Source organism: Kutzneria buriramensis, assembly GCF_003387475.1.
In the GTDB taxonomy this organism is placed as follows: domain Bacteria; phylum Actinomycetota; class Actinomycetes; order Mycobacteriales; family Pseudonocardiaceae; genus Kutzneria; species Kutzneria buriramensis.
This window is the reverse complement of sequence record NZ_QUNO01000002.1, coordinates 310,137-323,629: the sequence shown is the minus strand read 5'-3', so window position 1 is coordinate 323,629 and position 13,493 is coordinate 310,137. Positions and strand designations below refer to the sequence as shown.

Below are 13,493 nucleotides of genomic sequence, written 5' to 3'. Positions count from 1 at the left end.
TGGGCGGGAAAGCCCGCCCACGACCGGCGCCGACAATCACCAGCCGACCGCGACCTCCAGCCACTGCGGGTTGCCGTGCGAGATGAACGACGACTGCCCGGCCACGTCGTCGTACGGGAAGCCGTACGCGAGGTGGTTGATGCTGTGGTCGTGCCAGAACTTCGCGTAGTAGTTGGCCGGCGCGTTCAGGTAGAACTGCGTCGGGTCCTGCTGCTGCGACGACGGCAGCTGCGCGGTGTGCCGGTTCAGCGCGGCGCACATGTTCGGGTTGCCTGCCATGGTGTTGGCGCAGCCGAAGATGAACTGGGTGGTCTCGTTGACGCCGACGGACTGCGCGTAACTGGTGAAGTAGTTGGCGTACTGCCCGCCCGGCTGGAACGCGGCGACGCTGCCCGGCGCGGGAATCCGGTACGGCGCCTGCACCTGCGCCAACTGCTTGAACTCGGTCGGCACCTCGTTGATGAACTTCTGGAACGTGGCGCTGCGATCCTCCTGGAACGTCTGGTAGTCCTCGCCGACCTGCACGTCGTAGCCGTCGTGCGCGTGCAGGCGCAGGGCCAGCTTCAGCCCGAACGCGTCGACGCGCGTGGTGTTGCCGTTGAACACCGACGGCCCGACCGTGAACTCGATGAAGTCGTAGTACTGGCTGTTGGGCGTGCCCAGATAGAAGTACATGCGGCCGGCGGAATTGGCCGGCATGTCGACGTACGGCTGCTCGGCGATCGAATGGGTCTGGCCGTTGAAGCTCCAGAACACCTGGCTGTCCGGGTACTTGCCGTTGGTGCGGTTGAGCACCTTCACCATCACCACGTTCTGCGCCGGCGGGATGGTGCTGGTGTCGCCCCAGAACGAGTCCGGCGGCGCGCCGGTGCCGCCGCCACCACCGCCTCCCCCGCCGGTGATCGTGCCGTAGACCTGGAACTCCCAGAGCGAATATCCCCACTGGGTGGCGCGTTGCGTGCCGTACACGCGCACGTAGCGTCCGGTCCCGGTGACGGTGAGCGTCTGCACGCCGGCCGCGCCCGCGGTCACCGGCGTCAGATTGGTCCAATTGGCGTTGTCGCTGGACACCTGGATCTGGAACGCCTTGGCGTAGGCGGTCTCCCAGTTCAACACGATCTGGTCGATCGTGGCCGCGCCGCCGAGGTCGACCTCGAGCCACTGCGGGTCGCTGAACGCGGACGACCACCGGGTGCCGGTGTTGCCGTCGACCGCGTTGGGCGCGGTGAAGCTGGCGTTCTCTGTGGACGATGCGGTGGCAGTCTTGCCTTGCGATATCAGGGTTCCGGCGGCGTGCGCCGGCAGGGCGCCGAGGCAGGTGGCCGCCAGGGTGGCGACGAGCAGCAGCGGCGCGCGCAGCCAACGCCGCCGCGTTGCGGTGGTGGACATGTGTCCCTCTCCAGAGCCGGCAGGGGGCAGGGTGGGGAGAGCGCTCTCGCAAGGGCAGGCTCATACGATTACGGCCGGATGTCAAGGGTGTTGCCGCGACTGGCGGCACACCCCTTGACAGTTATCGGAATCGAGGGAGATGCTCTGTTGTGAGAGCGCTCTCGCCCGCTCGTGCTCCGAGAACTGTCCCCTGCCTCGGTGACGCCTCCCGCCAGACGCGGTCGCCCCTGCCAAGGAGTGCCCATGTCGATCAGGGACAAGTGCGCGCGCCTGGTCCGCTCACCCGGACGGCTCGCCACCGGCCTGCTCGCGTTGACCCTGACTGCAACCAGCGCGCTCGGCGTGACCGCCGTGGCCGCGCCCGCTTCCCCCCACGCCGTCGCCCAGCCGTCGGCCGTGCCCGCGCCGCCCGCGGGCTTCACCACCACCTGGAGCGACGACTTCAACGGCGCCGCGAACTCCGCGCTGGACACCGGAACCTGGCGCTACGACGCCGGTCCCGGCTCCAGCTTCGGCACCGGCGAGATCGAGACCACCACTACCAGCACGTCCAACGTCTACGAGGACGGCGCCGGGCACCTGGTGCTCAAGGCGCTGCATTCCGGCACCGATCCCAACGCCGGCTGGACTTCCGGCCGCGTCGAGACGCAGGCCGACGGCTTCGGCGCCCAGCCCGGCGGCGTCGTCCGCGTGCAGGCGTCCATACAGCAGCCCGATCTGTCAACGGCGAACGGCGCCGGATATTGGCCGGCATTCTGGATGTTGGGCGCCCCGCTGCGTATCGGCGTGCCGTGGCCGGGTTCCGGCGAGGTCGACATCCTCGAGGACATCAACGGCCGGTCGTCGGTGTTCGGCACGCTGCACTGCGGCGTCAGCCCCGGCGGTCCGTGCAACGAGGGCACCGGCATCGGCAGCGGCGAACGCGCCTGCGGCGGCTGCCAGACCGGCTATCACACGTACGCGGTGGAGATCGACCGCTCCACCTCGCCCGAGCAGATCCGCTGGTACCTCGACGGCACGCAGTACTTCACCCTCAACTCCACCCAGGTCGACGCCGCCACCTGGGCGAACGCCGTGGACCACAGCTTCTTCGTCATCTTCGACCTGGCCATCGGCGGCGCGTTCCCGGCCGCGTTCGGCGGCGGCCCCAACGCGGCGACGGCGTCCGGCGGCTCGCTGAACGTCGACTACGTGGCCGTGTACAACAAGAACCCCAACTACGGCACGAACATCGCGCAGGGCAAGCCGACCACGGCGTCCTCGTCGGAGAGCGCGCAGTTCCCGGCCGGCAACGCCACCGACGGCGACCTCACCACCCGGTGGTCGTCCGGGTTCAGCGACCCGCAGTGGCTCCAGGTCGACCTCGGCCAGAACTACAACCTCAGCCACGCGACCCTGACCTGGGAGGCCGCCGCCGCGTCGGCGTACCAGATACAGACGTCGACCGACGGCAACAACTGGGCGGTGGCCGCCTCCAACAACAATTCGCCACAGGATATCCAATCGCTGGCGCTGTCGGGAACGGCACGGTACGTGCGGGTCAACGCGACCAGCCGGGCGTCCCAATGGGGCGACTCGCTGTACGAGCTGGCGGTGTACGGCACGCCGGCCACCGGCGGACCCGGGAACACCTTGCTGTCACAGGGAAAGGCCGCCACCGCCTCGTCGTCGGAGAACGCGAGCTTCACCGCCGGCAACGCCGTCGACGGCAACACCGGCACCCGCTGGTCGTCGCAGTTCAGCGACCCGCAGTGGCTCGAGGTGGATCTCGGCGCCAGCCACCAGCTCAGCCGAGTCGACCTGAACTGGGAGACCGCGTACGCGCAGGCGTTCCAGATCCAGGTGTCCAACGACAACAACACGTGGACCAATCTGACGCCGGTGACCGCCGGCGCGGCCGGCCCGCAGTCGCTGACCGTGTCCGGCTCCGGCCGGTACGTCCGGATGCTTGGCACCCAGCGGGCCACGCAGTGGGGTTACTCGCTGTGGGAGTTCCAGGTCTACGGCAGCTGAGCCCCTGATCCACGTCAACGGGTGGTGTGCGCACCCCCGTTGACGTGGATCGTCTGGCCGGTGATGTGCCGCGCCCCTGGTGAGGCAAGGAATTCCACCGTCGCCGCGATGTCGTCCGGGTTGCCGGCGCGGCGGGTGTGCGTGGCGGCGACGAGGGCGTCGCGGCGCTGCTCGGTCATCCGGCCGCGGAAGAAGTCGGTGTCCTCGATGTAGCCGGGCGAGATCAGGTTGACGGTCAGGCCCCTCGGTCCGATCTCCGCCGACAGGCCGGCGGTCCACGCCGCCAATGCGGCTTTCGCTGCGCCGTACGCACTGCCGGCGTACTCCGCTGCGATCGACCCGACGTTGATCACGGTGCCGCCCGGGTTGAGACTGCCGAGCACCGCCGTCGTCGTGAGGACCGCGCCGAGCAGGTTGGCGTCGAGGTTGTCCCGCCAGGCCGCCGCGACCGCGTCGAGACCCTCGGGCTTCTCGCGGCCGATGTCGGTGTTGCCGCCGGCCATGTTGACCAGCACGTCCAGCTCACCGACCGCCTCCGCGAGTTCGCGCACCTGACGTGGATCCGCCGCGTCGCACACGACCGCCTCGGCGTCGATCTCGCTCGCCGTCCCGGTCAGCTTGGCGGCGTCGCGGCCGGTGATCACCACCCGGTCGCCCGCCTGTCGGAACCGGGCCGCCACCGCCCGTCCGATCCCACGGCTGCCGCCCGTGACCAGCACCGTGCGTGCCATCCCGCACCCCCTCGTCTGATACGTTTAGTGCTAAACGTAACCGGGAGGCGGCGGCAATGTCCAACTACCCACTCGACGATCCCCCGTCGACCTGGCCCGTCTCGGACATCGCCGACTCGTGGGCGCGAGAGCTTCCCGGCGCCCGCACCGACTCCATCGCCGTGATCACGCCCTTGTGGCGCACCGCCAAGGCCCTGGCCGACGACCGGCGGCGAACCCTCGCCGCGCTCGACCTCGACCCGTCCACGCTGGACCTGCTCAGCGTCATCCGGCGCGCCGGGCGCCCGTACGAGCTGACCACCCGTGAGATCACCGACCGCACCCTCGTCACCGCCGGCGCCATCTCGCAGCGGATCGCCCGCGCCGAGGAGGCCGGCCTCGTATCCCGGTCGCCGTCGACCGCCTCGCGCCGCGCCGTCGCCGTCCGGCTCACCGACGCCGGTCACCAGTTGATCGAGACGGCCGTCCGCCGGCTGTTGGAACACGAGTCCCGCTTGGTGGAGGCCCTGAGCGACGCGGAACGCTCCGCCCTCGCCACCTGCCTGGCCAAGATCGACGCCGCCTTGCACGGGTAGGCTGCCCACGGCCAAGTGAGCACCATGCCCGCCCGCCGACCCCCGAAGTCGGACGTCGTTCGCCGTTGGAGGTCCGCGCATGCGTGGTGTGTTCAGGACAGTCGGCTGGGTGTCGATCGGACTGGCGGCGACCGCTCTGGTCATGCTCGTCGCGGCGGCGTTCGGCTCACTCCCCAGTTGGCTGCTGGGTTTCTCGCCCGCCGCGGCCCGGCTGGGCGCGAACGAGCAGATCCTGGCCGAGGGCGCGATCCGCACCGCGTTGCTCCAGGCGGTCGGCGGAATTCTGCTGGTGTTCGGCGCGGTGACGGCATGGCGGCAGATGCTGATCGCGCGCGGTCAGCAGCGCATCGGACGACGGGCGGCCGTGACGGAGGCGTTCGCCAAGGCCGTCGAGCAGTTGGCCAACGACGACGCGGTGGCGTTGCGACTCGGCGGTGTCTACGCCATGGACCGGATCGCCGACGACGACCCGACCGAACGGCCGCGGATCGCCGAGATCCTTTCCGCCTTCGTGCGCGACGGTGCGTGCGCCGATGGTGAACTGCCGCGCGACGTGCGGGCCGGTTTGCAGGTTCTGACCCGACGTGACTGGACGGTGGGCGTCGACCTGGCCGGCGCCCGACTGACCGGCGCGCGCCTGCCCACGGCCCGGTTGGCCAACGCGTTCCTCGCCGGCACGGACCTGTCCGACACCACCCTGCGCGGCGCGGTGTTGAGGGGCGCCGACCTCAGCGACGCCGACCTACGGCGCGCCGACTTGTCGGCGGCCGACCTGCGCGAGGCGACACTTGCCGGCGCCCGCCTGTCGGCCGCGGTCGCGGACGCGTCGACCCGCTGGCCGGACGGGTTCGTCCCGGCCGAGCACGGCGTCCGGTCAGGCTGACCCGCGCAAACGCTCGAACCGCTCCGCGAGCTCGACCACGTCACGGGCCCGGGCAATCGCGTCGGCCAAATCCGGATCCCTCACCTCGTGCACCACGACGCGGTCCTCGAACGCCGGAATCATCAGGTGCGTGACCCCGGTGTCCTCCTCGAGCGGCGACCGGTGTTCGAGATCTGCCGCAGCGTCGGCGAGCAGTGCGCGTGCCCCGTCCCAATCACCTTCCAGCGCGGCGGCGACGCCACCGTTGTAACGGCTCAGCGCTCGTTGGTCAGCGGCCTTGCTCAGCGGCACCGCACGGCGCACCCAGTCCCGAGCGGCCGAATAGTCACCCGCGACGAGGTTGAGGTACGCGAGGTTGTTCGCGGGACCCCAGTACGGGAACAGGCGAAAGGCGGTGTCCAGGTGCGAGAAAGTGGCGACGATGTCGCCGACCTCATAGGCGTCCAATGCCGCCGACACGTGACGATGGGCCATGTGCGGCCGCTTCTCGGGATAGTCGAACCTCTCGACGAGCCACTCGACGATCTCGGCCATCGGTTTGAGCGGAATCGTGCTGCGCTCGGCCCGCAGGACCCCACCGAGCCCGGCTATCCGCTCCTGCGCCGCCCGGAACGCCGGGTCGGCGTCGAGGTCGAAATCATCGGCGGCCCCGCGACAGATCCACCGGGTCGCCGTCGTCTCCCCGTACGAGCACTCGACGCTGGTCAGGTGCAACGCCTGCGGCATCGCGGATTCGAGGATCGCCTCGTGCAGATACTCGACGGTATAGCTGATCTCGCGGTCGGCGGGCAGTTCGCGGAGGTCGAGCACGCCCTGGTCCAGCAGCTCCGAGCGCATTGCCAGGCAGCAGGTGCGCAACAGCCATCGGTCACCGCCCAGCACGTGGTGGTCCAACAGCCTCCACAGCTGCGAGGCGAGCAGGTACCTGAAGTTGACCGAACTGAGCAGAATGGAGGCCCGCGGGCCCAGTCGCTGTACGGTCGACAACCGGACCCAGATGTGTTCGGCCGCGTCGCCGATCAGCCGAACCGTGTTGTTGACCAGCTCGATCAGGCCGTCGCGGACGAACCCGTCGAGGTGGCGGTCCAGCTGATCCGCGTCCAGAGCGATGGCGCCGGACACGCGGGAAGCGAACCGGATCTCGTCGACGGTGGCCTGTTCCAGGGCTGAGCACCAGATGTTGAGCGCCAGCAGCGCCTCGTCCGACATCTGCCGGACGGCCTTGACCAACGGGCGGTCGACGTGCTCGTTTCCGACGTCCAGGGTCGCCCGTACGTCGTCGACGGCCTGAGCCGTCAGGACCATGGTGGCGGCGCCGTCGGTCTGCCACCGGGCGAACATGACATGGCAGAACAACTGGATCTCGTACGGATTGCCGTCGGTCAGCGGCATCAGGTCGCTGGCGACGTCCTCGACCGGGCGGCCGAAACATCGTGACGGATCCAGACCGACAGCCTCCAGCGGCCGCGCCATGCACTGCACCACGTCGGCGGCCTCGGAGAATCGTTCGACCCTGACGAACTCGAACTGGCGGAGCAGAAAGTCGAAGACCTCGTTGATCCGCGCCACCAGTTCCGGCGTGCCCGCGAGCACGAGCACGTAGCCCTCCAGCCGCATGCCCAGCGTCCGCAGCAGGGAAAGGACGTCCGGCCGGTCGGCGATCATCTGCGCCTCGTCGACCAGCAGCACGATGGGCCGGCCGACCAGCTCCATCAGGTGGCGGAGGTCGTTGCGCAGCGCCATCTCCGACAGTTGGCCGCCGGTGATCGCGTGGGCGAGGTTCTCCGGGAACTCCAACGGGAAGTCGCCGTCGACCGGACCGCCCTCGATGATCCGGCGCACCACGCGTGGCGTGATCTTCCGGCCGTCCGGGCTGGTCAACTCGCACACACCGGCGACCGCGCCGATCAGCTCCTCGTACACCGTGGCGAAGAAGCTCGCCGGATCGGCGTTCGCCGGAACGAGATTCGCCCGCGCGACAAGGTAGCCGCGCTCGGCGGCCAGCTTCTCGGTCATGTTCAGCAGGCTGGTCTTGCCTGCCGCGCGTCGGCCGTACAACGCCAGGTACCCGACGGGGCGCGTGGTGCCCGCCTGCTTGAGCACGTAGTCGATCGTGGCCAACTGCGAGCCGCGACCGGCGAAGTACTCGACGGTCCGCACCGGGTTCGCGTAGTCGTAAGGATTGCGAAGCCCCGTGATGTCCACCATGCCTTCAGTCTGCCGGATTTCACGCGGGACTCGTGGGGGTTGTCAGAAGCTGGCGGGAGAGGCGCCAGAGACGGGTGGCGCGGGCGGGGTCGACGGCGTAGGGGGCGACGCCGGCGAGGGTGCCGGGTTCGTTGAGGTCGGCGGGTTGGCAGTCCTCGAAGTAGCGGCCCGTGATGCCCTCGACGTACGGCGAGGCGGCCAGCAGGACGGAGGTGGCGGCGCCTTGCTCGATCGTCTTCCACATCAGCGCCGGGTCGGTGGCGCCGAACGAGGACGGGGCCGCGGCGGTGGTCTCGTCGCCGATGTGCCGCATCAGGTTGGTACGGATCCGGCCGGGCATGAGGGCGTTGACGGCGATGCCGTCGGCGGCCCAGCGCCGGGCGGCCTCGACCGCGAACAGGACGTTGGCCGTCTTGGACGCGCTGTACGCCTGCCAGCGGTCGTAGGGCCGGTGCTCGAAGTTGACGTCGTCGAGGTCGATGTCTCCGCTGAGGTGCCCGCGGGAACTGACAACCACCACCCTCGACCCCGGCGCGAACACGTCGTGCAGGCCGACGGCCAGCGCGAAGTGACCGAGGTGGTTGGTGGCGAACTGCATCTCCCAGCCCTCGGGCGTGCGCAGCTCGGGCGTCGCCATGATCCCGGCGTTGCAGACGAGGATGTGCAGCGGCCCCTCCCAGTCGGCGACGAACTTCGCCACGGAGGCCCGGTCGGCAAGGTCGAGGTGGGCGACCCGTACGTCGCCGGGCAGGTCGGCGGCGACCCGGCGGCCGGCCTCGACGTCGCGGACGGCCAGCGTGACCTCGGCGTGCGCGCCGGCCAGGGCCCGCGCGGTCTCGACGCCGATGCCGGACGCGCCGCCGGTGACGACCGCCCGTTTGCCGGCGAGGTCGACGCCGTCGATCACCTCGGCGGCGGTGCTGGAGAACCCGAACGGAACAGCCATGATCAGCCCTTCTGCGGTCTAAGCGGAACCAGTTCCGCTCTTTTCACGATAAGCGGAACCGGGTCCGGTTGCAAGTGCGCTATACATGGCGACGTCCGAATCTGAGGGGAACCATGGGCAGCCTGTCTGCGCGTGACTACGAACGCATGCTCGACCTCGCCGCCGCGGTGATGGACACGGCGGCGCCCGAGTCGCCGTGGCCGCTGGTGGCCGACGAACTGGCCCGGTCGCTCGGCGGCACCATGGTGCTGCTGTCCGACGTCGACGGCGCCGCCGGCACCGCGAGCATCGACGCGTGGGCACCGGAGTGGATCGGCTCACTGCCGCTGAACACGTTGCTGCGTAAGGGACTTGAGGGCGGGCACCCGCTCGCCCGGCACTACGCCCAGACCGGCGACCAGCGCCCGCTCGCGGTGACGGACGTTGTGGAGATGAGCGCGTGGCGACGCACCGAGGCGTACGCGACGCTGCACGAGACCGTCGGTGTGGTCCGGCACATCGCCATTCCGCTGCCCACCACCTCGCGGGGCCGGTTCCGGACGTTCGTCGTGCACCGTGACGGCGGCGACTTCGACGACCGCGAGCGCACCTACGTCCAGCGGCTGCAACCGCTGCTGGTGAGCGTCGATCGGTTCGTGCGGCAGCTCGCCGAGTGGGGCGAGGCCATGCGCGAGGACGCGCAACCGGTCGACTCCGTCACCGAAACGAGGCTGACGCCGCGGGAGGTCGCCGTGCTGAGCCTGCTCGGCGACGGCATGACCGCCGAGGCGATCGGCCGCCGGCTGGGGATCTCGAACCGCACCGTGCACAAGCACACCGAGAACCTCTACCGGAAGCTCGCCGCGACCGACCGGCTGACGGCGGTGCTGCGCGCCCAGGCGCTCGGCCTGCTCCCCGCCCGCGCCGAGGTCAGGAGTTCGGGGAGCCGCTGATGCGGTCCGTGCGGTCGTTGTCCGGGGCGAAGGCGACGCCGCGGGCGCGGGGCACGGTCGGAAGGCCGCCGATCGGGTAGTCGAGGGCGCGCAGCACGTCGTCGGGCAGCGACTCGGCCGGGACGCCGACGCGGAGCAGCACCTCGCGGACCTGGTCGGGCCGCGAGCGGGCGAGGATGTCGAAGACGCCGGCGCGCAGCAGGGTGAGCCGGCGGGTGAAGCGCTGCACGTCGACGGGCCGGCCGCCGCGCAGGTCGCGCCAGTCGGCCTGGTGCTTGCGGGCCATCTCGGTCAGCCGAACGTAGTCGAGCAGGCTGCTGCCGGAGCCCGAGCGGGCGACGTCGGTGAACTCGGTGCCGTCGATCACCGGCTGCGGCCAGTGCCGGTGGTAGTCGGCCGCCGACGGCGTCCGGTAGGCCCACAGGAATACGCCGCCGCCGTCCGTTGTTTCCACGATGACGGCGTTGGTCGGCAGCCCGTATACCTCGGCGATCCGGCCGGTGGCGGCGTTCGCGAGGTGCGGTGTCGTGCCGTGGACCCGACCGCACCAGCCGTAGGGCGTGGGCATCGCATCGAGTTGACTGCCCGGCAGCGGTCCCGTCGTTGAGGCGATCTCCCCCGCCCACACCGCCACGATCTCGGCCCGCTCCATGCCGAGAACGATAGGCCACTTGATCAACCCCCACCCCGGCGAGTCGCGCTCTCGGACACACCGAAATGCGGTTTCGGGCACACAGTTGCGCGGCGCGCAGCTTCTGCTCTACCATCCGAAGCGTCTACCTCGGGTGGGTGCGGAGCTGATCCCCCACCGAGGAGCCTCTCCACCGAGATCCAGCCTTGGGCCGATCTCTATCCGCGGCACGTCCGCCGCATCCATCGAAAGCAAGGAACACAAACCCATGAACAGCAACGAAAGCACCGCGCTCGAGGATGTCGGCGGCATCCTCGACATCGTCGGAAACCGAGCCTTCCTCCGGGTCGACGGCTATCTGCCCGGCCCGGACGACGTGCAGGTGACGACCGCCCAGGTCCGCGAACACGACCTGCGCCGCGGCGACACCGTGAGCGGGAAGGCCACCGCCGCAGGGAAACTGACCCAGGTGACCCAGGTCAACGGGCAGGCGCCGGGGTACAGGAGGCCCCGGTTCGCGGACCTGACTCCGTTGTACCCCAACGAAAGGCTCCGCCTGGAGACCGAGCCGCACCTGCTCACCACCCGCGTCGCGGACCTGGTGATGCCGGTCGGCAAGGGCCAGCGGGCCCTGATCGTCGCCCCGCCGAAGGCGGGCAAGACCTCCGTCCTCCAGGCGATCGCCCACGGCATCAGCAAGAACCACCCGGAGTGCCACCTGATGCTGGTGCTGGTCGGCGAGCGCCCCGAGGAGGTCACGGACATGGCCCGGGCGGTCCCGGGCGAGGTGATCGCGGCCACCTTCGACCAGCCGCCGAAGGACCACACGGCCATCGCCGAGCTGGCCATCGAACGCGCGAAGCGCCTGGTCGAGGCCGGCCGGGACGTGGTCGTGCTGCTGGACTCGCTGACCCGGCTGGGCCGCGCCTACAACCTGGCGGCCCCGCAGTCGGGCCGGATCCTGTCCGGCGGCGTCGACGCGGGCGCCCTGGTGCCGCCGAAGAAGTTCCTCGGCGCGGCCCGCAACATCGAGGACGGCGGCTCGCTCACGATCTTCGCTACGGCACTGGTCGACACCGGCTCCCAGGGCGACAACCTGATCTTCGAGGAGTTCAAGGCGACCGGCAACGCCGAGCTGCGCCTGGACCGCAGGACCGCCGCCAAGCGGGTGTTCCCCGCCGTCGACGTGGCCCAGTCCGGCACCCGCCGCGAGGAGCTGCTGATGACGCCGGCCGAGCTGTCGGCGACCCGCCGCATGCGCCGCGCGCTGGACGGCCGCGACGTGGACGTGCTGCTCGACGGCCTGCGCAAGACCAGCACGAACGCCGACTTCCTGGTCCAGATCACGCAGACCACACCGCCGGCGCGCTGAACGTAAGCTGGGTGGGTGCGGACTCGCCCCACCCTGACCTGGACGGACCCCGACGCCGAGCTGCCCCGGACCACCAGCCTGGCCGAGGTCGTGGACGTCGTCGGGCGCGGTCGGGTCGCCGTCCTGAGCGGCGCCGGCATCTCCACCGAGTCGGGCATCCCCGACTACCGCAGCGACACCGGCCGCCTCAAGCGGCACGTCCCGATGACCTACGACGACTTCGTCGCCAGCGAGCACGGCCGGCGCCGATACTGGGCCCGCAGTCACGTCGGCTGGCGGACCATCGCCCGGGCCGCCCCGAACGACGGCCACCGCGCGGTCGCCACCTTGCAGCAACGCGGTTTTCTCACGGGCGTCATCACGCAGAACGTCGACGGCCTGCACCAGGCGGCCGGCGCGAGGGACGTGATCGAGCTGCACGGCAGCCTGGACCGGGTGATCTGCCTCGGCTGCCGCACCACGACCGGCCGCGACGAGCTGGATGTCCGGCTGCACACCGCCAATCCCGCCTTCGGCGGCGTGGCGACCAGGATCAACCCGGACGGCGACGTCGAGCTGGACGAGCAGGTGGTGGCCGGTTTCGAGCTGGTGGACTGCACGGACTGCGACCGGGGCGTGCTCAAGCCGGACGTCGTGTTCTTCGGCGAGAACGTGCCGCGGCCCCGGGTCGAGCAGTGTTACCGGCTCGTCGACGACTCCGATGCCTTGCTGGTGCTGGGTTCCTCGCTGACGGTCATGTCCGGGCTGCGCTTCGTGCGGCACGCGGCGAAGGCCGGCAAGCCGGTGCTGATCATCAACCACGGCCGCACCCGCGGCGACAAGGAGGCGACGGTCCGGGTCGACCGCCCGCTCGGCGAGGCCCTGACGGAGCTGGTCAGCGCCGTGTAGGCAGGCGGCCGGGCTCCTTGTGCAGCTCGGCCAGCAGATCCCCGTGCCTGTCCAGCCGCTTCAGCACATCCGGGGCGGTGAAGACCAGGTCGTCGGGCTTGCGGCAGCGTTCCACCTCGCGCCAGGTGACGGGCGTGGACACCGTCGGCAGGTCGCGGGCCCGCAGCGAATACGGCGCGATGGTCGTCTTGGCGGTGTTGTTCTGGCTCCAGTCAACGAAGACCCGCTCCGCCCGCCGCGCCTTGGCCATCACGGCCACGTACCGGTCGGAGTGTTCCGACGCCAGCCGCTGCGCGACTTCCCTGGCGTACTCGGAGGTTCGCTCGGCGACCGTCACCCGCACCGGCACGTAGAGCTGCATCCCCTTGGCGCCGCTGGTCTTCGGGAAGCCGGTGAGCCCGTCCTCGGCCAGGATCTCCCGGATGTCCAGCGCCGCCCGGGCGCACTCGAGGAGCGTGGTGCCGGGCCCGGGATCCAGGTCGAACACCAGCAGGTCCGGCTCCCGCACGCCGCCGCGCGGGCCGACGGTCCACTGTGGAATATGCAGCTCCAGGGCGGCGAGATTGGCCGCCCACACCAGTCCCGGCAGGTCATCGATCATCGCGAAGTCCAGCGTCTCCGCGCCCCGGGAGCTGCCCGGCGTCGGCAGGGTCATGGTGCGCAACCACTCCGGCGCGTGCCGGGACACGTTCTTCTCGAAGAACGACTCCGCGTCCACGCCGTCGGGAAAACGCTTCAACGTGACCGGCCGCTCGGCCAGGTGGTCCAGCAGGAACGGCGCGACCTGGCGGTAGTAGTCGATGACGTGCGCCTTGGTGAAGCCGTCCGGGTAGAGCACCTTCTCCAGGTTGGTCAGCTTCAGCCGCCGGCCCTCGACCTCGACCTCGACCATGGTGGAGGTGTTGACCCGCTTGCCGCGCTTGCG

Annotated in this window: 11 protein-coding genes and 1 pseudogene; 6 read left to right on the top strand and 6 right to left on the bottom strand. The window is 70.2% G+C overall.

Annotation, left to right across the window (positions count from 1 at the left end; all coding sequences use genetic code 11):
• Positions 1-36 precede the first annotated feature (36 nt).
• Positions 37-1,389 carry a beta-1,3-glucanase family protein gene (locus tag BCF44_RS58920; protein WP_116173130.1) on the bottom strand — a complete coding sequence of 451 codons (1,353 nt, stop codon included), beginning with the start codon at positions 1,387-1,389 and terminating at the stop codon, positions 37-39.
• A gap of 243 nt (positions 1,390-1,632) precedes the next feature.
• Between BCF44_RS58920 and BCF44_RS06135 the strand changes: the two genes are divergently transcribed.
• Positions 1,633-3,402 (top strand): galactose-binding domain-containing protein, encoded by a 1,770-nt coding sequence (locus BCF44_RS06135; protein ID WP_116173129.1) that lies wholly within the window; start codon positions 1,633-1,635, stop codon positions 3,400-3,402.
• Between the two features lie 14 nt (positions 3,403-3,416).
• Here the strand turns inward: BCF44_RS06135 and BCF44_RS06130 are convergent, their stop codons facing one another.
• Positions 3,417-4,133, bottom strand: coding sequence for an SDR family NAD(P)-dependent oxidoreductase (locus tag BCF44_RS06130; protein ID WP_116173128.1), 717 nt, complete (start codon positions 4,131-4,133; stop codon positions 3,417-3,419).
• Between the two features lie 56 nt (positions 4,134-4,189).
• Between BCF44_RS06130 and BCF44_RS06125 the strand changes: the two genes are divergently transcribed.
• Positions 4,190-4,708: a MarR family winged helix-turn-helix transcriptional regulator gene (locus tag BCF44_RS06125; RefSeq protein ID WP_116173127.1), complete on the top strand. Its 519-nt coding sequence runs from the start codon at positions 4,190-4,192 to the stop codon at positions 4,706-4,708.
• 109 nt (positions 4,709-4,817) lie between these two features.
• The gene (locus BCF44_RS06120) at positions 4,818-5,591 is read left to right on the top strand and encodes a pentapeptide repeat-containing protein (protein WP_170217361.1); all 774 of its coding nucleotides are present in this window, start codon (positions 4,818-4,820) and stop codon (positions 5,589-5,591) included.
• Here the strand turns inward: BCF44_RS06120 and BCF44_RS06115 are convergent.
• Positions 5,583-7,799, bottom strand: coding sequence for an ATP-binding protein (locus tag BCF44_RS06115; RefSeq protein ID WP_116173125.1), 2,217 nt, complete (start codon positions 7,797-7,799; stop codon positions 5,583-5,585). The two genes, BCF44_RS06120 and BCF44_RS06115, sit on opposite strands and share 9 nt — an antisense overlap.
• 19 nt (positions 7,800-7,818) lie before the next feature.
• Positions 7,819-8,745, bottom strand: coding sequence for an SDR family NAD(P)-dependent oxidoreductase (locus tag BCF44_RS06110; RefSeq protein WP_116173124.1), 927 nt, complete (start codon positions 8,743-8,745; stop codon positions 7,819-7,821).
• Between the two features lie 113 nt (positions 8,746-8,858).
• On the opposite strand from BCF44_RS06110, the gene BCF44_RS06105 reads away from it, so the two are divergent.
• Complete coding sequence (locus tag BCF44_RS06105; protein WP_116173123.1) at positions 8,859-9,677, top strand: helix-turn-helix transcriptional regulator; 819 nt, start codon at positions 8,859-8,861, stop codon at positions 9,675-9,677.
• On the opposite strand, the gene BCF44_RS06100 is transcribed toward BCF44_RS06105, so the two are convergent.
• Complete coding sequence (locus tag BCF44_RS06100) at positions 9,655-10,329, bottom strand: hypothetical protein (RefSeq protein ID WP_116173122.1); 675 nt, start codon at positions 10,327-10,329, stop codon at positions 9,655-9,657. The two genes, BCF44_RS06105 and BCF44_RS06100, sit on opposite strands and share 23 nt — an antisense overlap.
• Before the next feature lie 259 nt (positions 10,330-10,588).
• On the opposite strand from BCF44_RS06100, the pseudogene BCF44_RS06095 reads away from it, so the two are divergent.
• A pseudogene (locus tag BCF44_RS06095) lies at positions 10,589-11,680 on the top strand (transcription termination factor Rho, short form); the annotation flags it as partial.
• A gap of 15 nt (positions 11,681-11,695) precedes the next feature.
• Positions 11,696-12,568 carry an NAD-dependent protein deacetylase gene (locus BCF44_RS06090; protein WP_116173120.1) on the top strand — a complete coding sequence of 291 codons (873 nt, stop codon included), beginning with the start codon at positions 11,696-11,698 and terminating at the stop codon, positions 12,566-12,568.
• Here BCF44_RS06090 and ligD read toward each other — a convergent pair.
• Entirely contained in the window at positions 12,555-13,460 is a 906-nt protein-coding gene (ligD, locus tag BCF44_RS06085; RefSeq protein ID WP_170217399.1) for a non-homologous end-joining DNA ligase, read from the bottom strand. The genes BCF44_RS06090 and ligD overlap by 14 nt on opposite strands.
• Positions 13,461-13,493: the final 33 nt, after the last annotated feature.